The sequence below is a fragment of the Amycolatopsis sp. NPDC089917 genome (genome assembly GCF_040684635.1).
In the GTDB taxonomy this organism is placed as follows: Bacteria; Actinomycetota; Actinomycetes; order Mycobacteriales; family Pseudonocardiaceae; genus Amycolatopsis.
The window spans coordinates 69171-92508 of record NZ_JBFBGL010000013.1 but is presented as its reverse complement, the minus strand read 5'-3'; the positions used below and the strand labels follow the sequence as shown (position 1 = coordinate 92508).

The 23338-nt window shown below is 68.0% G+C and carries 24 protein-coding genes; 8 read left to right on the top strand and 16 right to left on the bottom strand.

The features are described from left to right. Positions 1-24: 24 nt before the first annotated feature. The 4 genes from AB0N89_RS12525 to AB0N89_RS12510 form a co-directional block, all read right to left on the bottom strand. Positions 25-1464, bottom strand: coding sequence for an FGGY family carbohydrate kinase (locus AB0N89_RS12525; RefSeq protein ID WP_364203824.1), 1440 nt, complete (start codon positions 1462-1464; stop codon positions 25-27). After that, on the bottom strand, positions 1461-2795 hold the full coding sequence (locus AB0N89_RS12520; RefSeq protein WP_364203822.1) for an MFS transporter: 1335 nt from the start codon (positions 2793-2795) through the stop codon (positions 1461-1463). The genes AB0N89_RS12525 and AB0N89_RS12520 overlap by 4 nt, the downstream gene beginning before the upstream one ends. Positions 2796-3219: 424 nt before the next feature. Beyond that, the gene (locus AB0N89_RS12515) at positions 3220-4014 is read right to left on the bottom strand and encodes a DeoR/GlpR family DNA-binding transcription regulator (RefSeq protein ID WP_364203820.1); all 795 of its coding nucleotides are present in this window, start codon (positions 4012-4014) and stop codon (positions 3220-3222) included. Between the two features lie 5 nt (positions 4015-4019). Continuing rightward, complete coding sequence (locus tag AB0N89_RS12510) at positions 4020-4637, bottom strand: histidine phosphatase family protein (protein WP_364203818.1); 618 nt, start codon at positions 4635-4637, stop codon at positions 4020-4022. A 77-nt stretch (positions 4638-4714) separates the two neighbouring features. Here AB0N89_RS12510 and AB0N89_RS12505 point away from each other — a divergent pair, with 77 nt between their 5' ends. The 6 genes from AB0N89_RS12505 to AB0N89_RS12480 are packed head-to-tail and all read left to right on the top strand — an operon-like array spanning position 4715 to position 10712. Next, a complete protein-coding gene (locus tag AB0N89_RS12505; RefSeq protein WP_364203816.1) occupies positions 4715-5401 on the top strand; it encodes an HAD family phosphatase in 687 nt (228 codons plus the stop codon). Beyond that, positions 5398-7083 (top strand): dihydroxyacetone kinase family protein, encoded by a 1686-nt coding sequence (locus AB0N89_RS12500; RefSeq protein ID WP_364203814.1) that lies wholly within the window; start codon positions 5398-5400, stop codon positions 7081-7083. The genes AB0N89_RS12505 and AB0N89_RS12500 overlap by 4 nt, the downstream gene beginning before the upstream one ends. Continuing rightward, entirely contained in the window at positions 7084-7539 is a 456-nt protein-coding gene (locus tag AB0N89_RS12495; protein ID WP_364203812.1) for a ribose-5-phosphate isomerase, read from the top strand. It abuts the gene before it with no gap. A 40-nt stretch (positions 7540-7579) separates the two neighbouring features. Next, positions 7580-8614: a 2-hydroxyacid dehydrogenase gene (locus AB0N89_RS12490; RefSeq protein WP_364203811.1), complete on the top strand. Its 1035-nt coding sequence runs from the start codon at positions 7580-7582 to the stop codon at positions 8612-8614. Next, positions 8611-10059 carry an FGGY-family carbohydrate kinase gene (locus AB0N89_RS12485; RefSeq protein WP_364203808.1) on the top strand — a complete coding sequence of 483 codons (1449 nt, stop codon included), beginning with the start codon at positions 8611-8613 and terminating at the stop codon, positions 10057-10059. Before AB0N89_RS12490 ends, AB0N89_RS12485 begins: the two co-directional genes overlap by 4 nt. A 2-nt stretch (positions 10060-10061) precedes the next feature. Beyond that, positions 10062-10712, top strand: a complete 651-nt coding sequence (locus AB0N89_RS12480; RefSeq protein WP_364203805.1) for a class II aldolase/adducin family protein — start codon at positions 10062-10064, stop codon at positions 10710-10712. 5 nt (positions 10713-10717) lie between these two features. Here AB0N89_RS12480 and AB0N89_RS12475 read toward each other — a convergent pair whose 3' ends face one another. The 5 genes from AB0N89_RS12475 to AB0N89_RS12455 form a co-directional block, all read right to left on the bottom strand. Then, positions 10718-11404, bottom strand: coding sequence for an HD domain-containing protein (locus AB0N89_RS12475; protein WP_364203802.1), 687 nt, complete (start codon positions 11402-11404; stop codon positions 10718-10720). A 66-nt stretch (positions 11405-11470) separates the two neighbouring features. After that, positions 11471-12109 carry a hypothetical protein gene (locus AB0N89_RS12470; protein ID WP_364203799.1) on the bottom strand — a complete coding sequence of 213 codons (639 nt, stop codon included), beginning with the start codon at positions 12107-12109 and terminating at the stop codon, positions 11471-11473. A 40-nt stretch (positions 12110-12149) separates the two neighbouring features. Next, positions 12150-13196, bottom strand: a complete 1047-nt coding sequence (locus AB0N89_RS12465) for a hypothetical protein (protein WP_364203796.1) — start codon at positions 13194-13196, stop codon at positions 12150-12152. Positions 13197-13345: 149 nt separating this feature from the next. Continuing rightward, on the bottom strand, positions 13346-13951 hold the full coding sequence (locus tag AB0N89_RS12460) for a transglutaminase-like domain-containing protein (protein ID WP_364203793.1): 606 nt from the start codon (positions 13949-13951) through the stop codon (positions 13346-13348). After that, positions 13948-14508 (bottom strand): TetR/AcrR family transcriptional regulator, encoded by a 561-nt coding sequence (locus tag AB0N89_RS12455; RefSeq protein WP_364203790.1) that lies wholly within the window; start codon positions 14506-14508, stop codon positions 13948-13950. The genes AB0N89_RS12460 and AB0N89_RS12455 overlap by 4 nt, the downstream gene beginning before the upstream one ends. A gap of 87 nt (positions 14509-14595) precedes the next feature. Between AB0N89_RS12455 and AB0N89_RS12450 the strand changes: the two genes are divergently transcribed. Next, a complete protein-coding gene (locus AB0N89_RS12450; protein WP_364203787.1) occupies positions 14596-15312 on the top strand; it encodes an alpha/beta hydrolase in 717 nt (238 codons plus the stop codon). A gap of 87 nt (positions 15313-15399) precedes the next feature. Next, positions 15400-17385 carry a hypothetical protein gene (locus tag AB0N89_RS12445; protein WP_364203784.1) on the top strand — a complete coding sequence of 662 codons (1986 nt, stop codon included), beginning with the start codon at positions 15400-15402 and terminating at the stop codon, positions 17383-17385. 34 nt (positions 17386-17419) lie between these two features. Here AB0N89_RS12445 and AB0N89_RS12440 read toward each other — a convergent pair whose 3' ends face one another. The 7 genes from AB0N89_RS12440 to AB0N89_RS12410 form a co-directional block, all read right to left on the bottom strand. Further along, complete coding sequence (locus tag AB0N89_RS12440) at positions 17420-17767, bottom strand: hypothetical protein (RefSeq protein ID WP_364203781.1); 348 nt, start codon at positions 17765-17767, stop codon at positions 17420-17422. A 12-nt stretch (positions 17768-17779) separates the two neighbouring features. Next, positions 17780-19213 carry an MBOAT family protein gene (locus AB0N89_RS12435; RefSeq protein WP_364203778.1) on the bottom strand — a complete coding sequence of 478 codons (1434 nt, stop codon included), beginning with the start codon at positions 19211-19213 and terminating at the stop codon, positions 17780-17782. Positions 19214-19298: 85 nt separating this feature from the next. Further along, on the bottom strand, positions 19299-20255 hold the full coding sequence (rlmB, locus tag AB0N89_RS12430) for a 23S rRNA (guanosine(2251)-2'-O)-methyltransferase RlmB (RefSeq protein ID WP_364203775.1): 957 nt from the start codon (positions 20253-20255) through the stop codon (positions 19299-19301). Between the two features lie 35 nt (positions 20256-20290). After that, entirely contained in the window at positions 20291-21682 is a 1392-nt protein-coding gene (cysS, locus tag AB0N89_RS12425) for a cysteine--tRNA ligase (RefSeq protein WP_364203772.1), read from the bottom strand. Positions 21683-21728: 46 nt separating this feature from the next. Beyond that, positions 21729-22415: an HAD family hydrolase gene (locus tag AB0N89_RS12420; RefSeq protein ID WP_364203769.1), complete on the bottom strand. Its 687-nt coding sequence runs from the start codon at positions 22413-22415 to the stop codon at positions 21729-21731. A gap of 107 nt (positions 22416-22522) precedes the next feature. Next, entirely contained in the window at positions 22523-22918 is a 396-nt protein-coding gene (locus AB0N89_RS12415) for a PPOX class F420-dependent oxidoreductase (protein WP_364203766.1), read from the bottom strand. Between the two features lie 14 nt (positions 22919-22932). Next, complete coding sequence (locus AB0N89_RS12410) at positions 22933-23328, bottom strand: PPOX class F420-dependent oxidoreductase (protein WP_364203763.1); 396 nt, start codon at positions 23326-23328, stop codon at positions 22933-22935. Positions 23329-23338 lie beyond the last annotated feature (10 nt).

Below are 23338 nucleotides of genomic sequence, written 5' to 3'. Positions count from 1 at the left end.
CTCTGTTCTCTCAGCCAAGTTCTCTCAACGCTGGACGACGGCGAACAGCTCGTCGTCGATCCAGCCCCTGGTGTGCAGTTCGGTGCAGAACCGCAGGTAGGACTCGGTGAGCGCGGCACTCTCGCGCTCGTCGGGTTCGACCAGCGTTCCCTTGCCGAGCCCTTCCGACGCCTCGCCGAGACCACCCGGCAGTACTCCCGCCGCGGCGAGCAGGGCCGCGCCGTACCCCGTTTCGGCCTGCGGTGACACCCTCAGCCCGAGCCCGGTGACGGTCGCCCTGATGCGCGTCCACAAAGGACTTTTGCTACCGCCGCCCGCCGCCAGCAGCGGTTCGGTGATCGCGACACCGAGCCGGCGCAGATGGTCCAGAGCCAGCCGTTCGAGGAACGCGACACCCTCCAGCCTGGCCCGGTGCAACTCCACCTCACCGGCGTCGCCAGACACGAAGCCCTCCGCGTCCGCGCTGGCGAACGGGAAGCGTTCACCTTTGCGCCGCAACGGATACGCGATCACCTTCGCCGGGCCGCGCGCGGCCGCCGCCGCGTCGAGCCCGGGAAGGTTCCGTTGCCCGGCGACGGCCTCGCCGCCGGTGTTCGACGCGCCACCGGGCAGCCACCAGCCGTCCGGATGACGGTGGCTGTACATCGCCCCTGTCGGGTCCGGCACCAGGTCTTCGGTGACCCCTTTGAGCACGTACGTCGTGCCGAGGATCCCGACGAAACTCCCCGGGGCGACCGCTCCGGCAGCGAGCTGGCCCGCGCAGCCGTCGGTCATCCCGGCCACGACCGCGCAGCCCGCCGGGAGCCCGGCGACCGGACGGGACACCGTGCCCAGCACGGTGGCCGGCGCGACCACCGGCGGGAGCAGGTCCTCCGGCACCGCCAAGGCCTCGAAGACCTCGTGTGACCATTCGCCGGCACGCGGGTCGTAGCCGCTTTTCAAGGCATGCGACCAGTCGCTCGCCGCCGGTCCGCCGGTGAGCTTCGCGGCGATCAGATCGGGCGTGTGCCGGACCCCGGCGACGTCGGGGACGTGCTCGGACAGCCAGGCGATCCGGCCCAGCGCGGCCGTGGCGGCCACGCCGAAACCGAGTCGCCGCCAGCGATCCTCACCGAGTTCGGTGGCCTTGCGGTTGAGCTCCGTGCCGCGCCTGTCGTCGTACATCAGCGCGGGCGTGACCGGTTCACCCGAGGTGTCGACCCCGACGATCGTCCCCGACGTCGCGGCGACGGCCACCGCGACGACCTCGCCGCCCCTGCCCGGCAGCTCGCCGGTGACCTTCGCCAGCACCGTCTCCACCGCGGGCCACCAGGACCGGGCGTCCTGCTCGCTGTGCCCGCGTTCGTCGCGGACCGGTGCGGGCAGTGGCTCGGCGGCCGAAGCGAGGACGGTGCCGCCGCGCACCGCGAGGGCACGGACCCCCGCGGTGGCGACGTCGATCCCGATCGTGACGGGTTGGTTCACGTGGTGACGACCTTCTCTCCGACTTGCTGCAGGCTCTTGTCCTCTTCGATCGCCTTCGCCGTCTCTTCGGGCAACTTCAGGTAGCGCACCATGACGGCGGCGACGAGGTACAGCGCGGCGAAGACGATCACCACTCCGGCCGCGCCCAGCGGTCCGAGGAACACGCTGACGATCGCCGGCCCGACGAACGCCGCCGCACCCGCGCCCAGGTTCAGCAGGGCCATCGCGCCGCCCTTGTTCTCCGGGGCGAGCGAGGGGAGCAGCGCCGAGATCGGCACGAACCCGGCGAGCGTGGCGCCGTACAGCGCGCCGACGAGCAGGGCGAGCCAGTAGTACTCGGCGCCCATCGCGACCGGGACGAAGTAGAGCAACAGGATCGAGATCGCGCAGCCGATCGCGCCGAACCAGAAGATCGTGGTGCGCCAGCCGATCCGGTCGCTCAGCACGCCGAAGATCAGGTTGAAGAAGATGTTCGTGCCGTAGATGACCGAGACCAGGAGCAGCCAGCGGCTCTCGCCGAACCCGATGCCCTCGATGAAGATCGTCGGGAAGAACACGAGCATGCCGAACTCGGGCGCGGTGTTGATGACACGGACGAGCATCCCGACGCCGACGCGGGGCTTCTTCCACGCGATCGACACGCTGGAGACGAGGCTCTGCACCGGTTTCACGTCCGGCGGCGCGAGCCGGGTGTACCCCGTCCGCTGCCGGACCCCGAAGATCGCCAGCAAGCCGCCGAGCGCGAGCAGCGCCACCGACACCCAGAGCGTGCCGTACTGGCCCAGCACCGGGTTCGTGAAGCTCGCGACCAGCGCGCCCAGCGTCGGCAGCCCGCCGGTGAAGGCGAAGTAGAACCAGCCCACGGCCGCGCCCAGCCTGGCGACCGGCGCCACCGCGGTGATCCAGACCAGGAAACCGAACGCGAACATCGGATAGCCGAAGCCTCGGAGGCCGTAGAACACCAGCATTAACGGGTAGTTCTCACCGGATACCGCGACCGCGAGGAACAGGACGTCGAACACCAGCCAGATGGCCAGGCCGATCATCATCACCCGGCGCGGGCCCCAGAGGTCCGACAACGCGCCCGACAGCCACGACGCCAGCATCACGGCGACGCCGTACACGGTGATCACGTACGAGGCCTTGATCTCGGTGCCCGCGCCGTTGTCCGCCATGAACGGCGCGATGAAGCCCGACTCGACCCCGTCGCCGATCATGAACAGCAGCAGCCCGGCGTAGCCGAGGAACAGCGGGGCGGGCAGGCCCCAGCGGTTCAGCATGCGGGCGAACCCGCTCCCGGATCGCGATAACGGCAGTGTTACCTGGTTCATACACGCCTCCATGACGTCGTGATCAGCGTATCATGGATCGTGTTAACTTAACTTTCAAGATGTTACATCGGTGGGATTTTCGTGTTAGCCTCGCGCGCCCGTTCGGTCCGGGTGGTCGTGAGCCGGAAGGCGTGACTCGCGTGATTGGGTGGCGAACTCGCGTGATCGGACGGACGACACGACTCGGGCCGGGGTCCGCCGCGAGTCGTCCGTCTGATCACACGTGTCGTCCGTCTGATCACGCGAGTCGTCCCTCCGGTCACGAAGAACCGGCCCGACGGCAGGTATCCGAGACGCGCTTGGCCCTGACCCGAGTCGCCACTCGCGCCAAGCCAGGCCGGCCTGCCGTTATCTCGCCCGCTTCATGTACTTCGCGGGCCGGATCCGAATCCTCCGGTCCGGCCGTAGTGCGGGGGCGTCCGCCTCAGAGCTCCGCGATGTCCACTTCGACCTGGCTCCGCATCTCCTCGGCCAGGTGGTCTTCCACGCCGTCGTCGACGATCAGCACGTCGAAGTCGCTCAGCGGCGCCAGCCGGTGCAGCGCCGCGCGTTCGGTCTTGCTGTGGTCCATCAGCAGCACTTTCGTCCGGGCGCTGGCCAGCATCGCGCGCTTCAGCATCACGATCTCCGGCTCCTGGTGGAAGGTCATCCGCGTGTTCATCGCCGAGGTCGAAACGAAGGTCGCGTCGACGGTGATCCGTTCGATCGCTTCGAGGCTCTGCATGCCGAGGAACGAGTCGTGGGTCGCGGAGTAGTCGCCGCCGATGCAGATGAGCCGCAGGTCGGGGACGCCTTTGAGGAGTTCGATGGCGCCGAGGTAGTTCGTCGCGACGGTCAGCGGCGTGACGCTGTGCAGCATCTTCGCCAGCGCGAGCGCGCTCGTGGAGTCGTCGAGCAGGATCGACATCCCCGGTTCGACGCGGGCGAGCGCGTGCGCGGCGATCGCCGCCTTCTCCTCGGAGTGCACGTTCATCCGGTAGTCGGCGTTGCTTTCGAACACCGTCGACGGCATGGCCGACACGCCGCCCCGGTACTTCCGCAACAGGCCGCGCCGGGCCAGTTCGTCGACGTCCCGGTGCACGGTCATCGTGCTGACGCCGGTGAGTTCCACCAGGTCGGAGATGGTGGCGGAGCCGGACTCGAAGACGTGTTCGGTGATCTGCCGCTGGCGCGTGTTACGAGAGTGTGCGCTCGCGCCGGCCGTCTTCTCATCGCTCATGGGGTTCAGTATCGCGTGCCCGCCGGCTGATTGAGGCGCAGCAGGCCGGTGCGCGTGCCGTCGATCGCGAGCTCGGTGACGGCCGCGTTGTCGAGGCGCGGGAACACCGTGCGGTAGCTCTCGAGCGGGAGGCCGAGCAGTGCGCACAAGGTCAGCCTGATCAGGGTGTTGTGCGCGACGACCAGCACAGTCTCGCCCGGCGCTTCTTCGGCGATCCCGCGCAGGGCTTTCGCGCCGCGGGCGGCCGCGTCCGCGGGCGGCTCGGAACCGGGAAACGCGCCGGTCACGGGGTCGGCGAGAAACCTCGCGACCGCATCGGGATCCGATTCCGCCAGCTCTTTCCTGGTACGTCCTTCCATCAGTCCGAAGTGGACTTCACGCAGTTCGCCGACCACTCGCAACGGCAGGCCCAAGGCCTCGGCCGACGGCTCCGCCGTGCGACGTGCCCGGCTCTGCGGCGAGCAGTAGACGGCCGTGGGCCCGGCCGCCGCGGCGAACCCGGCGAGTTCGTCCGCCTGCCTGAGCCCCTCCTCGGTCAGGGCAACGTCGCTGCTGCCCGCGTAGCGGTTCTCGGCATGCCATTCGGTCTGGCCGTGCCGTGCCAATAACAACCGTGCGACCACGGGATCCCTCCTCGAAGCTTGCCTAGATCACATCATCGATGTTAACTTAACAGCATCGATGTGAAAGGAGATGCCGGATGGCACTCGCCGCGGTGGTGTTCGACCTGGACGGTGTCCTCGTCGACAGTGAACACCTCTGGGAGGAGAACTGGGTGGCGTACGCCGCCCGGCACCGGACCGAGTGGACCGCTGAGGACACCGCGTCCGTACAAGGGATGAGCGCGCCCGAATGGGCCGCTTACCTCGCGAAGCGGTCCGGCACCTCGGAAAGCCCGGCCGAGGTCGAGCGTGCCGTGGTGGACGGCATGATCGCCGCGATCGAGGCGGGAGAGGCGCCCTTGCTGCCGGGCGCCGGCGAGATGGTCCGCGAGGTGAGCGCGAAGGTGCCGGTCGCGCTGGCGTCGTCGGCCGCCCGCCGCGTGATCGACGCGGTCCTCGACAAGCACGGGCTCACCGGCGAGTTCAGCGCGACCGTTTCCAGCGCCGAGGTCGCCAGGGGCAAGCCGAGCCCGGACGTCTACCTCGAAGCCGCCGCCAGGCTCGGCCGGTCCGGTGAGGAATGTCTGGGCGTCGAGGACTCCAGCAACGGCATCCGCGCCGCCGCCGCGGCCGGGCTCACCGTGATCGCGCTGCCGAACCCGGTGTACCCGCCGAAGCCGGACGCGCTGGAACTGGCCGCCGCGGTCGCGGAGAACAACGACGACGTGCGCCGCAAGCTGCTCGCGTACCTGTCCGGCGAATTCGCGGAGGCGAGCGGGCGATGACGGTTCTGGGTGCCGCGGAGACGTTCAAACGCGACTGGCTGGACGGGTTCGTCACCGCCTACGGGCGTTCGGTGCGCAAGGTCCCCGGCGCCTACGGCGTGCTGCGCCGAGAAGAGACCCGGCGCAAGGTCGCGGTGGTGATCGGCGGTGGCTGCGGGCACTATCCCGCGTTCGCCGGACTGGTCGGCCCCGGCCTCGCGGACGGCGCGGTGGTGGGCGACGTGTTCACCAGCCCGAGCGCCGAGCAGGTCTACCGCACGGCACGGGCCGCGGAGAGCGGTGCCGGAGTGCTCTTCGGCTACGGCAACTACCAAGGCGACGTCCTGCACTTCGGGCTCGCCGCGCGCAGGCTGGCGGCCGAGGGCGTCGAGAGCCGCACGATCCTGGTCACCGACGACATCGCCAGCGGCCCCGCGGACGAGCCGGAACGGCGTCGCGGTGTCGCGGGCGACTTCCTGGTCTTCAAGATCGCGGGCGCCGCCGCCGAACGAGGTGACGACCTGGCCGCCGTGCACGCGCTGGCGGAGAAGGCGAACGCGAACACCCGGACCTTCGGGGTGGCGTTCGGCGGCTGCACTCTGCCCGGCGCGTCCGCCCCGCTGTTCACCGTCGGCGAGAGCGAGATGGAACTGGGGCTCGGCATCCACGGCGAGCCCGGCGTGCGCACCGTCGGCAGGCTGAGCGCCCGGGAACTGGCCGACGAACTGGTCGACGGACTCCTCCCGGAATTACCCGTGGGCGACGGGCGCGTGGTGGTCCTGCTGAACGGGCTGGGCCGCACCAAATACGAAGAGATGTTCGCGACCTACACCCGGGTGCACGAGCGGCTCGCCGAGGCAGGGCTCAGCCCGCTGCACGCCGAGGTCGGCGAGTTCGTCACGTCACTCGACATGGCCGGTGTCTCGTTGTCGATCCTGGTGCTCGACGACGAACTCGCCGAGCTCTACGCCGCACCTTGTGACACCCCGGGCTACCGGAGCACCGGCGCCGCGCTGGCCCAGGTTCCGCTGGAGTCCACAGTGGACTCACTGCTGGCGGAGACCGAGCCTGGACAAGGCATCGTGGACCGCGCGCTGACGGCGGCCCTGCACGTCATCGAAGCCAACGAAGCCGAACTCGGCAGGTTGGACGCGGTCGCCGCCGACGGTGACCACGGCTTGGGCATGACCCGGGGGATGCGGGCCGCGGTGGCCGCGGCGAGGCGTGACGGAGAGTCGTTGTCCACCGCGCTTTTGGCGGCGGGGACGGCCTTCGCCGACGCGGCTGGCGGCGCGTCCGGAGCACTGTACGGCGTCCTGCTGGCCGAAACCGGTGCCGGAATCCAGGGCCGGCCCGGCGACGAGGTCACCGCGACAGTCCTCGCGGACGCCGTGGACGGCGCCGTGACGGCGTTCGTCGAACTGGGCAAGGCGGAGCCCGGCGAGAAGACCATGCTCGACGCCATCGAGCCGTTCCGGCTGGCGTTGCGCGAACAGGCCGAGGCGGGCGCCGACGTCCCGCAGGCATGGCAGAAGGCGGCCCAGGTCGCGGTGAGCGCGGCCGAGGTCACGGCGGACCTGTTGCCCGCCAAGGGACGGGCGGCGCGGTTGGCGCAGCGGAGCAAAGGGCACCCCGATCCCGGGGCCACCTCGTTCGCGCTGCTCGTCACCGCGGTCGGCCAGGCTCTGGGAAAGGAAGACTGAATGCGGATCGTGGTGGCGGCGGACAACGCCGGGGTGGCACTCAAAGACCAGCTGCGTGACCTGCTCCTCGCCGACGACAGGGTGGACGAGGTCACCGACCTGGGCGTGGCCGATGGATCGGACGACAAGGCGTATCCGCTCCTCGGACTCGCGGCGGCGGAGTCGATCGCGCGAGGCGAGGCGGATCGCGGGGTCCTGGTCTGCGGCACCGGGATCGGCATGGCCATCTCGGCGAACAAGGTTCCCGGTGTCCGGGCCACGGTCGCGCACGACTCGTACTCGGCCGAGCGTTCGGTCAAGTCGAACGACTGCCAGGTGATCACCTTCGGTGCGCGGGCGATCGGCCCGGAACTGGCGAAGAAGATCGTCGCCGAATGGGTCGGCTACCGCTTCGACCCGGCCTCGGCCAGTGCGAGCAAGGTCGCGCACATCACCGAATACGAGCAAGCTCACTAGAACTCACTGCCCGATCCGGGCACGGAGAGAGGACGCAGAGTTGCGGATACTCGCTGCGGGAGACCATTTCGTCGGCACCGGCCTGCTGGCCGACGCCGTCCGCGCCGAGATCGGCGCCGGGCACGAGTTCTCGGAACTGACGCTGCCGTGGCCGGTGGAGCCGTTCGGCCCGGTCGCGAACGTGCACGAGGCCAGCGGCACCGAGGAGCAGGTGATCGAGGCGCTGGCGGGCGCCGAGGTCGTGGTGACCCAGATGGCGCCTTTCACCAAGCAGGTGTTCGCGGCCGCGCCGGGCCTCAAGCTCGTGTCGGTGTGCCGGGGAGGTCCGGTCAACGTCGACCTCGCCGCGGCCACCGAGGCGGGTGTCGCGGTGACGTACGCGCCCGGCCGCAACGCCGGTGCCGCCGCCGAATTCGCGGTCGGCATGATCCTGGCCGCGATGCGCCGGATCTCGACGTCGTCGGCCGAACTGCTGGGCGGGACCTGGCGCGGCGACTACTACGCCTACGACCAGACCGGTCTCGAACTCGACGGGACCACCGTCGGCCTGGTCGGCTACGGCGCGATCGGCGCGCGGGTGGCCAAGGTGCTCGTCGCGTTCGGCGCGAAGGTGCTGGTCGCGGATCCGTTCGCCGACCCCGCCCGGATCGGCGCCGACGGTGCGGAGCTCGTCGACCTGGACGAACTGCTGCGCCGCAGCTTCGTGGTGAGCCTGCACGCCCGGCTCACCGAAGAGACCCGCCACCTGATCGACGCCGCCAAACTCGCGCTGCTGCCGCAGGGCGCGGTACTGGTCAACACCGCACGTGGCGGCCTCTTGGACTACTCCCCGCTGCCGGAAGCCCTGCGCTCGGGACGGCTCGGCGCGCTCGCGCTCGACGTGTACGACGTCGAACCGCCGCCCGCGGACTGGGCCTTGCGGGACGCGCCGAACGTGATCGCGACCCCGCATCTCGCCGGTGCCAGCAAGCAGACGGCGGAGCGGGCGGCGAGCATCGTCGCCGCCGAGGTCGGCCGGTACTCCCGCGGGGAGGCGCTCGCGAACCTGGCGAATCCCGGGGTTCTGCGGCCATGATCATCGGCGTCGACATCGGCACGTCACTGACCAAGGCGGTCGTCTTCGACAAGGCCGGGATGTCCGTCGCGAGCGCGTGCACCACGTCCGAGGTGCACCACCTGCCGGGCGGGCTGGTCGAACAAGACCTCGACCAGGTGCTCGGCACCGTGGCGAGGGTGGTGCGCGAGGTCGCCGCCGGTCTCGACGGCCCGGTCACCGCGCTGGCGCTCACCGGTCAGGGCGACGGACTGTGGCTGCGCGACGAAGCCGGGGAGGCCGTGCGGCCCGCGATCTCCTGGCTCGACGGGCGGGCGAACTCGCTGCTGGCCGACTGGCAGGCGGCCGGGGTGACCAGGGAAGTGTTCCGCCGTACCGCGTCGGGCATGTTCCCCGGCTGCGCCGCGGCGATCATGTCCTTTTTGGACACTCATGAACCCGAGTCGCTCGACAGGGCTGTGGTGGCGGGCTACTGCGTCGACGCGGTGCTCCAACGACTGACCGGCGAGATCACCGTCGACGCGTCGGACGCGTCGCTGCCTTTCCTCGACCCCGCCACGCGCCGCTACGACGAAGACGCCATCGCGGCCGTCGGCCTCTCCCATCGCCGGAGCCTCTTCGCGGAGCCGGCGGCGCCGAAGACGGTGTTCCGCTTGGACGAGCGGGGAGCCGGCCTGCTCGGTCTTCCCGCCGGGCTGCCGGTCACGGCCGGGCCGTTCGACCTGCCCGCGAGTGCCATCGGCGCCGGTGTGCGACGGGCGGGGGACGGCATTCTCACCGCCGGGACCACGCTCGCCTGCCAGGTCCTGACGGATTCGGCGGTGTTCGATCCGGAGGGCGAGCCCGCGGGGATGTTCCTCTGCACCCCGGAGGAAGGCGAGTTCCTCCGGGCGATGCCGGCGATGGTCGGCACCGCGGGAATCGACTGGGTGTGCCGTCTGTTCGGGATCGCGGTCGAGGAGATCGGTCCCTTGCTCGACGCGAGCGAACCCGGCGCGGGCGGCGTTCGCGCGCTGCCGTTCTTGTCCGCGTCCGGTGAGCGAGCGCCGTTCGTCGACTCCTCTGCCAGGGCGCAGTTCTCCGGGCTGAGCCTGGAGAGCGAGCGTGGCGACGTCGTCCGCGCGCTGTGCGAGTCGATCGCGTACGCGGCGAAGCACTGCTTCGACGCGGCCGGGCTCACCGGCACGTTGTACGCCTGCGGTGGCGGGGTCCGCTCACGGGAGTGGACGCGCATCTTCGCCGACGTTCTGGGGCGGCCCATCGTGATCCCTGGCGATCCCGGGGTCGGCGCCCGGGGAGCGGTGATCGTCGCCGCGGACGCGCTCGGCGAACCGGTCGACAGGGACCTGTGGGCGGAGAGCGCCCGCGTCGTCGAGGTCCGCCCCGGGAACGTAAGTTTCTACGAGCAGGGCTACGCCGACTACCAGGCCTCACTGGCCGCGGCTCGTGGACTGTGGAGGTTGTGAGGGTGATCCTGGCCAAAGAACGCTTGGCGGTCTGTGAATTCGCACGTCGGATGACCGCCGACGGACTCGTGGTCGGCACGTCCGGGAACGTTTCCGCGAGGCAGGGTGAGCTGATCGCGGTGACGCCGACCGGGGTCGACTACGCCGGGCTGCGGCCGGAGGACGTACCGGTGGTCCGCCTCGACGGCGAGATCGTCGAGGGCTCCCTCAAGCCCACCAGTGAACTGCCGATGCACCTCACGGTGTATCGGCAGGCGGCTGATCCGGACGGCAAGGCGATCTCGGCCGTGGTGCACACGCATTCCGTGCACGCCACGGCCGTCTCGACTCTCGTCACCGAGGTGCCGCCGATCCACTACATGCTCGCCGCGATCGGCCCGACGGCCCGCGTCGCGCCCTACGCGACGTACGGCACCGAAGAGCTCGCCAAGGCCATGCTGGAGGCCCTGGAGGGCCGCCGAGGCTGCCTGCTGGCCAATCACGGCACCACCACCTTCGGCGACAGTCTCGGTTCCGCGTACAGCCGGGCACAGCAGCTCGAATGGGTCTGCCAGGTCTGGCTGACGGCCCGGGCGGCGGGAACACCGAATCTGCTCCCGCCCGCCGAGATCGAGCACGTCGTGGAGAAACTCCGCGGCTACGGACAGCGCTAAGACACTTAGGAAGCCGCGGGCTCGAAGTCCATGGCGTCCACGGCATGCACCGCGTCGAGGAGTTCGACGACCGTCGGATCGTCGACAGCCTCCTTGATGCACTGCCACAACTGGAGATTCGCCAACGCCCATCGAGAGTAGTTCTCCGCGGCTTTGGGGTTGTAGAAGTAGTAGCCGCTGTCGTGGACGTCGCGTTGTTCGCCGACGATCTTGTGCGCCAGTTCGCGGAGGCTCAACCCGTTCTCCCGCAGATAACGGTGAGCGAGGACGACGGGCGTCACCGGCAACGCCTTGAACAGCGTGTCGGCGTCGCTCAACGCTTGGGCCTCGAGCGAGATGTGCCGGCCTCTGGTGGCCATTTCGGCTTCGTCGACGAGTTCGTCGATCCACCGGGCGACGCTCTCCTCGACCCCGCATTCACGCAGGATGCCCAAACGGAGGTCTCGCCCGGCGGCCGCGGGGGAGTTCCGGAGCACGATGTAGTTCACGTCGTGCACCAGTGCCGCCACCTCGACGACGGTACGATCGGCACCGTTGTGCTCGGCGAACCCCGCGGCCTTGGCCCGGACGAAACTGACATGGTGCCAGCCGTGGAATTGCAGTTTGTCCGCATAGCGCCAGCACAGTTGCCGGACGCGCTGCTCGACGGCGTCGATGGTCTGGGAAGGAATCGTGCTCTTTCGCGCGCGCATACACCTCTCCGATCCCGTTTACAGACGGGTGGAGTAATGGTATGCGCCTTCGACGGCGGTGTGTAGTTAGATGCGGCCGGCCAGGTCCCCCAATCGGACCTCCACCGGAACGTGACGATGTCCCATTCCGGTCTTCGGGTCATAGGAAAGACTGAACTCGCTTACGGGGCGTGATTTCACCAAAAACGTCATAGTCCCTTCGGTGGCTTCGGGAATCCGATGGAACTCGTCCGCGTACATGACGCCTACCGCGCCCGTCTGACACAGCGTGCTACGTCGTAACCGAACCGATGTGATCAATCCGGAGAGCTGGTCGCGCAGGGTCGAATACCGCTCGTGGACATAGTTGCCACGGAGGATCGTGGTGCAGAAGTGATACCTGTGGTTGTGCACGGAATCGGCGTAGCCCTCACGCCAGTCTTCCGGTGCCTTGTACTCGTGCAACCAGACCGAAAAGGGGTCCGTCGGGGAGTCGAGGAGGCACCAGGCGAAATGGGTGGTGGTCTCCCGGGACCGTTCGGATACCGCGCTCGCCTCGTCCGGGCTCAGCGAATCCAGGTGCTCGCGAAGGTCGTCGTGCAGGTCGGGTCGTGACGTCCAGTCCCGGAAGATCTCGTCGACGATCTGCCAGTGCTGCGCCAGTGGCAGGTCCGTGGTCCGGAGCAGCGCGGAGAGCCGGGTGAGGGGGGACAAGCGAGTGAGCAACTTCAGCTCCTCAAATCTAGTGCTCTGCGACGCCGAGAGGTCAGGGGTTCAACTCGGCGAGTTCGGTGAACTCCTTCCGGAAGGCGTGGAATTTCCCTTCCAGTTCCAGGAAGTTCTCTTCGGACAGTGGGGATCCGGTGATCTTTTCGTACAGGGCGAGGAAGTCCGTCCTCGTCGTGGTGGTGGAGATGCGGAAATGCCGTCCGGAACGGGACTGGGACACCCGCAGGAACTCCGAGCGCTCCTTGTTGTACAGAAAGGAACCTTCGCTGAACCGCAGCGTTCGCGGATACAGCGTGGTCGCGCCGCGGATGTCGCTGTACAAGGTCACCCAAACGCTCTCGTCGAACACTTCGAGCCGGTCCAGCGGCGGGTCGGCGACGACGGTGATGTCCACCAGCGAACACCGGCCGCGAGCCAGGAACAACCCGACCAGGCCGATGCTGATCTCGTCGTTGAGCCTGGCCTGGATCGTCTCGTAGTCCACGCCCGCTTCTTCGCTGCGAAGGAGATAGCGCGCCCTGCCACTGATGGCGCCCTCGTCGCGCGGGTCGGCGATGACCGCGCGAAGCTCTCTTTCACTGCGGGACAACAGCAAACGGGCCGCGGCGTGCCTGCCGGAGAACCCGCGGAAGAAGTAGTGCCGGGTCGCGTCGAGGTCTTCGGTCAGGACCCGGTTGAACATCGGATCCGGAACGGTGGTCGCCTCGAAGACGTGGGTGGGGAAGAATTCCTTGTTGAGCGAACGGTATTCGGCGCTGAGCGCCTCCAGTGCGCGGCGGCTTTCCTCGATCACCGGGGTCACCATCGCGCGTTGTGACGCGGTGGCGGTGATCAGGGTCTGGCCGAAACCGACCACCGCGGAGATCAGGGTGCCGGTGCCCAGTGAAGTGAGCAGCGTCTTTCCGGCGCCGGGATCCATCATGCTGGAGATCCACAGGCTGAGGCCCGCGACGACGACCAGTACGGTGAGCAGCAGGCTCGTCCTGGTCCAGAAGATCTCTTGCAATGGGGTACGGCGGAGCCGGTCGGCTTCCGCGGGCACGGGGTTCACCTCCTTGATCCGCACTCGAACGGACGAACGCATTGCGTATCTGTTCGAGTGCGGGGAGTTACTCTACGCGCATCGTGACAATGTCGAAATAAGAAATTCGGGGGAAAGGTACCAACAGCGAACGTGACGCACGGCTATACCTTGTTCGCCGCCGGGGTTTCCCCGGAACGCGGAAAAACCACTCACGGAGAGTGCGGAAGGATTCCCTCGTACCAGCCGGGACTGGGCTTCGCCGACGACAGAGTTTCGACGACCTTCGAAGACGGCGTGGTGTAGACGGTGGGGAAGTCGATCTCGCCCTTGGCTGGGTCCAGGGTCCACGCGAGCCGCTCGTCCTCCGGCGAATCCCTTAGCAGGGAAGGAAAATGAGCGTCCGCGCCGTTCTCGTTCCCTCTCGGGTCGAGCCGGATCCACCGGTCCGGTCCGGCGATGTACACGCCGTTGAGCCCGTGCAGAACGCCGATTCGCTGATAACAGAAGCCGGCCGGGATGCCTTGGCTGCGCAGCAAAGCGGCCAGCAGATGGGCCTTCGCGTAGCAAAGCCCGACACGCTCGCTTAGCGTCTCCGAGGCCAGAAGGGTGACCCGGGAATCGGCGGTGTCCACCGTATGGGCGATCTCGTCGCGCACGAAGTGAAACATCGAACGAATCACGTCGGCTTCGGTGCCGCCGGTCGGTGACAGTCTGTCAGCCGTTTCGCGGATCAGCGGATGATCGTGATCGATCACCGCGTCGGCGACGAGATAATCTTCGAGCCGTTCGGATTCGATCTTCAGCGGGATTTTCACGCGGCACCGGCCAGTACCGTGTCGACGGCCTGTTCGACGAATTCCGGATCGGCTTCGCCGCCGCGCAGGAGCAGCCGGAACCAGATCGCCCCCGCGAGCAGATCCATCACCAGGACCGGATCGACGTCGTCGCGCACTTCGCCCCGCGCGGCGGCCCGTTCGAAGATCGGCTTCTCTCGCGCCATGCGGTCGGCGAAGAAACTCCGCGCGACCTCGCCGAGTTCAGGGCGGCGCGGCCCGGCGGTGAGGGTCGCGATGACGGCGGGTGAGGTGTGTTCCGAGGTGAGCAGCCGGAGGATGTGGGTCGCCACGGCGAGAAGATCGCCGCGCAGGCTGCCGGTGTCCGGGACATCGAGGGCGAACAGTCCCGAATCGCGCAGTGCCGCCGCCAGGAGCGCGTCCTTCGACGGCCACCACCGGTACAGCGTCGTCTTGTTGACGCCGGACCGGGCCGCGACGGCCTCGATGGCGAGCTTCTCGTAACCGTTTTCGGCCAGTAGTTCGAGGGTGGCGGCGAAGATTGCCTCGGCCTTGCGCGGACCGTTCTGCGTGCTCACGACCAGAGAATACAACGCACCGTTGCGTTGCGCTGAGAACGGCTGTACTTTGCAACGCAACGGTGCGTTGCATTCAGGAGGTCGTCCATGGTTCCCGTCGTCTTCATCCACGGCATCCGGCTCAGTGGCGCCGCCTGGTCCGAGCAGCTCGGCCTGCTGGGCCATCCCGCGAAAGCGATCGACCTCCCGGGACACGGCAGCCGCCGCGGCGAGCGCTTCACCCTGGACGGCGCGGTGGACGCCGTCGCCGGAGCCATCGACGAGCCCGCCCTGGTCGTCGGGCACTCACTCGGTGGCTACGTCGCGACGGCCGCGGCCGCACGGCATCCGGAAAGCGTGGCCGGGCTCGTCGTCGCGGGTTCCACCTACCTGCCAGGCAAGACGCTGGACGTGCTCTTCGGCCTCGCGCACCGCCTTCTCACGCGGCTCCCGGACCGGGGAGAAGGACTCAGCCGCAGGCAATTCCGGACCGCGCTGCCGCCGAAGCTCGCCGAGGCCGTGATCGGCGGCGGCATCGCGACCGAGGTGATCCCGGATGTCGCCGATGCTCTCTGCCGCTTCGATGTGCTCGCAGTACTGGCGACCTATCCGGGCCCCACCTGGCTGATCAACGGCTCACGCGACCATTTCCGCCGCCACGAACGCAGCTTCCTCGACGCCTGCGCCGACGGGCGCCTCGTCACGGTGCCGAACGCTGGGCACTACCTGCCGATGGCGCGCGGCAGGGAATTCGCTCAGTTGGTACTCGACGCGGCGCGCGTGACCGGCCAGGGGCGGCACGGAGTGGCCCTTGTCTCGGCATGAGCCTTCGTGTCCGCCGATCATGGTGTGACGGCCTGTAGCGAACCACCTGCTTCGAACGACTCCGTGTGGAGAATCGATGGAGGTTCGATGCTGTCTGGTCCCGCCCTTCTCAAGCCTGATGAGCTCACCGCCGCGGAGCTGGAGCTGGTCAAATGCTCGATGACGGGGAGCCGCTGGGAGGCGGGCGATTCGACCTACGGCCCCGTCGGAAAGCGTGAACCTTCGCGGGAAAACCACATCAGGGCACAGGTTGTCTACCAGCTGGTTTCCGGGCATGGCGAGCTGAGTCTCGACGACGACGGCGAAGTGAAGTCGGTTCGGGCTGTTCGCCTACACGGGGCGACCATTCCTGATCATCTGGATCTTCGGGGTGTCGCCCTGCGCTGCCCTCTGGAGTTGGTTTCGTGCAGGCTCACCCACCTGGAAACCCCGGTTCTATTCCGAGATGCCAGTGCGCCCTATCTAAGGCTCTACAACAGCGTGTTCGCGGGTGGTATAGACGCGCACAATCTCACTGTCGGAGGAGATGTCGAGTGGGCGTACATAAAGTCTGAGAAGACGGTCAACCTGACCCGGGCTCGTATCGGTGGCGCGGTGAGTCTTCGTGGTGCCAAGCTGGGCGCACCGGGAATACGAAGCCTGTCCCTCGAGGACGCGGAAGTCGGTGGGTCGGTGTTCTGCGACGCGGGCTTCCGGTCCTCTGGGCACATGTCCCTGTTCGGGGTCCGGGTCAACCGTTCCATGGAGTTCAGCGGCGGCGAGTTCCTCAACCCCGGTGCTACCTGCTTGTTGCTGGGGAGAGCAACGATCAAGGGGTCGATCTTCGCCCGATCCGGATTCTTTTCGGAGGGGCAGGTCGACTTGCACGGCGCCACCGTGGACGGCGTTGTCTACTTCGACGGAGCCAACCTCGAGTGCCCTGGTGGAACCGCGCTCAATCTCAGTGGTGCGTCGATCGGTGAACTGCGCTGCGGTGCGGGCTTCGTGGCGGAGGGAGTGGTCGAACTGGCACAGATAGAGGTCGCGAACACTGTCAACTTCGACGGCGGGCAGGTTTCCGCGCCGGGACGCAGGTCCGTCAACGCCGACGGGGCCGACATCGGCGGTTCGGCGTTCTTCAGGTCGGGTTTCAAGTCGAAGGGTCAACTTCGATTGCTGAGCGCGACCATAGGTAAGCAGTTGAACTTCGATGCCGGAGAGTTTGAAAATCCCGGGCAAAACGCCATCGAAGCGGATCACCTGCGGGTCGGTGGTTCTCTCTATTTCAGGAACGGTGCGCGCGCTGATGGTGCGTTGCGCTTCCCCGGTGCCGTCATCGAAGGCCAGTTCGGGATAAACGGAGCGATAGTCAAATCGGCCGGACTCGACGCCATCACGCTGAGCAGTACCTCGGTCAAGGGTGATGCTGTCCTGTTCCCGGCTGAATTGGTGGGCCGAGTCGATCTGCGTGGTGCTTCGTTCGGCAAGATTTCGGATAACGAGGTCTTTCGCGACTCCCGGCTTCTTCAAGACGGCATGAAATATGACTCACTCCATCCGGAGCCGCCCGCCGTGACGGTGAAGGAGCGCCTGGGTGTCATCGCTCGCGATCCCACGGGCTACGCCGCTCAGCCTTACAGCCAGCTCGCGAAAACATATCGGGACAAGGGGCACGCCGAATCGGCTCGGAAAGTACTGATCGAGTCGCAGAAGATCCGTCTGCGTCAGGATTCCGGATGGCGAGGGCTGCTGTCCCGCGTGTGGAGCGTCTTCTTCGGGTCCGTCACCGGGTACGGCTACCGGCCGTGGCTCGCGGCATGGTGGAGTCTTCTGGTCCTCGTGGCAGGCACGGTGTCCGTCGACCTCCTGAACCGGAAATCGTCCTACTACTTCGAGAAAACCCCTGGTGCGCCGGACTTCCAGCCGATTCTGTATGTCTTCGACATGATGATCCCCTTCGTCGACTTCGGCTACGGCAAGTGGGTCGCGCACGGAGCCGGTCAGTATCTGATGAGCGGTTTGGTGATCCTGGGCTGGGTCGTCGCGACGATGCTGGTGGTCGCGTTCACCGCCGTACTCAGACGTGGTGAGTAGACCTGTCCTGTCGCGGTGAAGTCCACCGACCGGGCTAACCGACCGGCAGCAGCGCGCCTTCGGTGTTGCTGGTGAAGTTGGCGAACAGCCGGACCGGCCCGGGATGGGGAGCCAGGACGATCGACGCGAACGGCGTCGAGGTCACCCCGGAGCCGTAATTGGTCAGCAGGTGCACGCTGACGTGCACGTTCCGGTCGGCGGGGATCTCGAAGGTGATCGCACCCCACGAGACCACGTACTGCCTGCCGTCGATGCTCACGAAAGGTACGTAGATCCTTGCCAGGGTGCCGAACGGGCGTATCTCGACGGTCAGCAGGCGGCGCGAGCCGTCGTGATTGTCGACGTACGGGATCACCCCGGGTTGGCTGGCCAGCTCGCTCATGCGCAGGCTCCCTCAGAACTGGTAGTAGAGGAACGGGCTGAACGTGCCGGTCGCGATCAGGATGGCCGCGTACACCAGCCCGACGGTCATCACGCCGATCCGCAGCGCCGTCGCCGGGCGGCCGCGTGAGGACTCCAGCAGCGGCCCGGTCACCGGATGCGCGGGCAGGAACACGATCGCCAGCGCGCACAGCAGGATCAGCAGCCGCTGGTTGGTCACCGCGCTTTCGACGACGTCGGTGAGGCCGGTGAAGTCCGGCAGCACCATGTGCCCGATCATGCCGAGCGCGTGTGGCAGGTCCTTCGCGCGGAAGAACACCCAGCCGAAGACCACCAGCACGAGCGTCAGCACACGGCGGCCGATGCGGGCGGCCTGGGTCTTCGGGGTGACGTCGTAGCCGAAAGCGCGTTCCACGATCAGCAGCGCGCCATGGTAGATGCCCCAGATCAGGAACGTCCACTGCGCGCCGTGCCAGAACCCGGTCAGCACGAACACGATGCACAGGTTCCGGTACGTGTGCCCGGCGCCGGCGCGGTTGCCGCCCAGCGGGATGTACACGTAGTCGCGGAACCAGCGCGAAAGCGACATGTGCCAGCGCCGCCAGAACTCGGTGATGGTCACCGACGAGTACGGCCGCGCGAAGTTCTCCGGGAGCCGGAAGCCGAGCATCCGCCCGAGCCCGATCGCCATGTCGGAGTACCCGGAGAAGTCGAAGAACAGCTGGAGCGTGTACCCGATCGCGCCGAGCCACGCGATCGCGAAGGTCATCTGATCCGAAGGCGTGTTGAAGCAGGCGTCCACCATCGGGCTGAGCGAGTCCGCGATGATCGTCTTCTTGCACAGCCCGAGCGCGAACCGCGGGAAACCGGCGGCGATGTCGTCGAGGCGGTGCGACCGCTGCTGCGGCAGCTGGTCGGCGATCTCGCGGTACCGCACGATCGGCCCGGCCACCAGCTGCGGGAACATCGCGATGTACGCGGCGAACGACACCGGGTTGCGCAGCGCGCGGCGTTCACCGCGGTAGATGTCCACCACGTACGAGATGTGGTGGAACGTGTAGAACGAGATGCCGATCGGGATGACCAGGTCGGCCACCGGGAAACCGCCGCCGAACCAGTGCGTCACGGCCGCGATCTGCTGCGTCGCGAACCCGGCGTACTTCCAGATCAGCAGCATGCCGACGTTGAGGCCGATGACCCCGAGCAGCAGCCGCTTGCGCCGCTTGTTCTGCAGGTCCCACGCGTTCGGCTCCAGCGCGGGCCCGGCCAGGAAGTTGACCACCATGCAGCCGAGCAGCACCAGCGTGTACGGCCCGGCGCCGGTGGCGTAGAAGATCAGGCTGCCGACCGCGACGATCCCGTTCCGCCAGCTGCGCGGGCACAACAGCACGGCGAGCAGTACCGCCGGCATGAAGTACCACAGGAACAGTGGCGAAATGAACGACATCGGTGCGGGGTCCCCCAGGGCGGTTACGCGTTATCCGCTGGTGACCTTAGCCTGAGCACCCCGCACCGCGTGACGAAGTGCGGGGTCAGACACGTCCCGCGATACGGCGGCGGCGTGCCACCTCGGCCAGCAGCACCCCGGCCGCGACCGAAGCGTTGAGCGACTCGACACCGGCGGACATCGGGATCGACACCGTGGCGTCGCAGGTCTCGCGCACGAGCCGGGAAAGACCGCGGCCTTCCGAGCCGAGCACGATGACCAGCGGATCCGCCGCGAGGTCGAGCTCGTCGATGTCGACCGAGCCGTCCGCGTCGAGGCCGACGACCATCAGGCCTTCGTCCTTCCACGCCTTCAGCTGCCGGGTCAGGTTGGTCGCGACGGCGATCGGCAGCTTGGCGGCGGTGCCGGCGGAGGTCCGCCACGCGACCGCGGTCATGCCCGCGCTGCGCCGCTCCGGCAGGAGGACGCCCTGCGCGCCGAACGCGGCGGCCGACCGGATCACCGCGCCGAGGTTGCGCGGGTCGGTGACGCCGTCGAGCGCGACGAACAGCGGGGTCTGGCCCGAGTCCTTCGCCACCGACATCAGGTCGCGCGGGTCGGCGTAGACGAACGGCGGGACCTGCAGGCCAAGGCCCTGGTGCATGGCCCGGTTGGTCTTGCGGTCGAGCTCCTCGCGCGGGATCTCCAGGATCGAGATGCCCTTGTCGCCCGCGAGCCGGACGGCCTCGTTGACGCGGTCGTCGATCTCGATGTTGATCGCGACGTACAGCGCGGTGGCCGGGACGTCGGCGCGCAGCGCCTCGACCACCGGGTTGCGCCCGGCGATCAGCTCCGGCTTGTCGGCCTTCTTCTGCCGAGCCTGTTCCTTGCGGTCACGCGCGTTCGAGATGCGGTACGCCTTGTGCCCGGGCCGGTCCTCGGCCTTGGGGGTCGGGCCCTTGCCTTCGAGGCCCTTCCGGCGCTGGCCGCCGGAGCCGACGACCTGACCCTTCTTCGTGCCGGGCTTGCGAATAGCGCCCTGGCGCCGGGAGTTGCCTGCCATGAGTGAGAATCCTTGAGCTAGAAACCGAGTAAGTGTCAGACGTCCTTGACGGTCCACTGTGGACCGTTCGGGGTGTCTTCCACCACGATGCCCGCCTGCTGGAGGCGGTCACGCGCGGCGTCCGCACGGGCGAAGTCCTTGTCGGCGCGGGCCTGCTGCCGTTCGGTGAGCAGCCCTTCCACGAGATCGGACAGCGCCTGCCGGGTGGGCGTCTCATTGCCGCCCGCCTCGGACCAGCGCGCGGAGAGCGGGTCGAGGCCGAGCACGTCGGTCATCGCGCGCACGGAGGCGGCGATTTCGAGTGCCTTGGAAGTGTCGGCCGCGTCGAGGGCCGCGTTACCGTCGCGGACCGTGTTGTGCAGCACTGCGAACGCCTGCGGGGTGGCCAGGTCGTCGTCGAGCGCGGCGGCGAAGCCGGCCGGGACCTCGCCGATGTGCACCGCGCCGGCGACGCCCGCGGTCCGGCGGAGGAACTGCTCGATCCGCCGGTAGCCCTGCGCGGCCTCGGTGAGCGCCCCGTCGGAGTACTCGATCGTCGACCGGTAGTGCGGCTGGACCAGGTAGTACCGCAGTTCGGGCGCCCGGTAGTTCTTCAGCATCTCCGGGATCGACACCGTGTTGCCCAGCGACTTCGACATCTTTTCGCCGGACATGGTCACCCAGGCGTTGTGCAGCCAGAACCGCGCGAACCCGTCGCCCGCCGCGTTCGACTGGGCGCGCTCGTTCTCGTGGTGCGGGAACACCAGGTCGACGCCGCCGCCGTGGATGTCGAACTCCGCGCCGAGGTACGTCGTCGCCATCGCCGAGCATTCGAGGTGCCAGCCGGGACGGCCGTCGCCCCAGGGCGTCGGCCAGGACGGCTCGCCCGGCTTCGCGGACTTCCACAGCGTGAAGTCGCGCGGGTCGCGCTTGCCCTCGCCGAGGCTCTCGCCCTGCTGGACCTCGTCGAGCTTCTGGCCGGAGAGGTCGCCGTAGCCGTCGAACGCCTTGACCGAGAAGTACACGTCGCCGCCCGAGGCGTACGCGTGCCCGCCGTCGATCAGCCGCTGCATCAGCTCGACCATCTGCGTCACGTGCCCTGTCGCCCGGGGGGCGATCGAAGGCGGCAAGCAGCCCAGCGACTCGTACGCGGACTCGAAGGCGCGCTCGTGCGTGGCCGCCCACTCCCACCAAGGACGATCCGCCGCGGCGGCCTTGGTGAGGATCTTGTCGTCGATGTCGGTGACGTTGCGGACCATCAGCACGTCGAGTCCACTGTGGACGAGCCAGCGGCGGAGGACGTCGTAGTTCAGCGCGCCGCGGACGTGGCCGATGTGGGGGATGCCCTGGACGGTGGCACCACACACGTACATGGACGCCGTTCCGCTACGGGCGGGATGGAATTCCCGCACGCTCCGGGTCGCGGTGTCATAGAGGTGAAGTGCCACCCCAAAAGGGTACGGGGTCGGCGTGAGGGATGTCGCAGTGACCGTATTACAGCACGTTATGGGTGCGCAGGGCGCTCAGCAGGGCATCCGGCCGCTCGGTCGTCGGCAGCGGCTCTACCAGCGCGAACGCGCAGCCGATCTCGCGCGCGGCGCCGTCGGCCTCTTCGCTGTCGCCGACCATGAGCGTCTCCGCCGGGTCGACGCCGAGCCGCTCGATCGCCGCGCGGAAGATCTCCGGCTCCGGTTTCACCGCTCCGACCTCGAAGGACAGGATGAACTCGTCGACGAAGGCGTCCCAGCCCCGGCGGCTGAAGGCCGGCCGGATGTCGAAGGCGATGTTGCTCAGCACCCCGACCTTGACGCCCTTGCCCGAGGCGCCCTTGAGGACGGCTTCGGTGTCCGGGTACGGCGTCCACTGGGTGGGATCGATCAGCCGGGTGTAGAGCGCGACGGCCTGGTCGGCGTGCGGCACCCCGGACTGCTTGAGGACCTCGAGGTACACCTTGCGGTGGAGCGCCGGGTCGCGGTCGCGGTGGTGCCAGGCGTGCAGGTGCTCCTCGTCGAGGTCGACGACCTGGCCGACCGGCGCGGTCATCCGGCGCATCAGTTCGGTCTGGGCTTCGAGGTCGAGCCGCTCGCCGTCGTGGTCGGTGAGGTCGGCGAGCCAGGTCTCGTCCTGTTCGAGCCGGAAGACCGTGCCGGAGAAGTCGAACAACACAGCGCGAAAGGTCACGGGGCCCACATTAGCCACGATCGTGGGGTCCTTGCCTCTCCTCGTGTGTGAGATGAACGGTCCGTTCCTGGCGAAATTCGCCAGGAACGGACCGTTCATGGCGTGGGTCAGGCCGCGTTGCCGGTGATCTTGGTGGGCGTGATCCGGACCAGCACCCGGACGACCTCCGCCGGCTCCTCCGGATAGTCCTTGTCGAGGTACTTGTGCGAGAGCTCGTTGATCAGCTCGCGCCCGCCCTCGTCGGTCATCTCCACGGTCCCGCGGATCTCGACGTAGTTGTACGGGTTCTCCTGCTCGAAGACCGAGACGGACACCCGCGGGTCTTTGGCCATGTTCCGCTCCTTGAGACGGCCGCGGACGGTCGCGAAGACGATCGTGTCGCCGTCCCGCTTCGCCCACAGCACGGACGTCTGCGCGGAGCCGTCGGCGTTGAGGGTCGCGAGGACCGGGAAGTTGTTGCCGTCGAGGAGTTTCTTGGTCGCGTCGTTGAAAGTCACACCCATGTCGGAGAGCCTAATCACCGGACGTTTCCGGCGATCCGATCGACGCGCAATCGGACGATCACCCGTTCGACTTCCGGGCCCTCCGGCGGGTAGTCCTTGCCGAGGTACTTGTGGCTGAGCGTCTTCGGCAACGTCTTGTCGGGATCCGGGGTGATCGTGACCGTGCCGCGCAGCTGCGTGTGCCGGTACGGGTCCTCCGCGTCGGTGATCGACACGCTCGCGCGAGGATCGCGGCGGAGGTTTCGCACCTTCAGCCTGTCTTCGGTGGCGCTGAAGACCAGATCGCCGTCGTCGAGACCCACCCAGATGACCGAGGTCTGCGGGCCGCCGTCGGCGTCCAGCGTGGCCACGGTCGCGAAGTTCTTGCCGTCCACCAGTTCTCGGACCGGTTCGGGAAGTGTGACTGCCATGACAACCCGA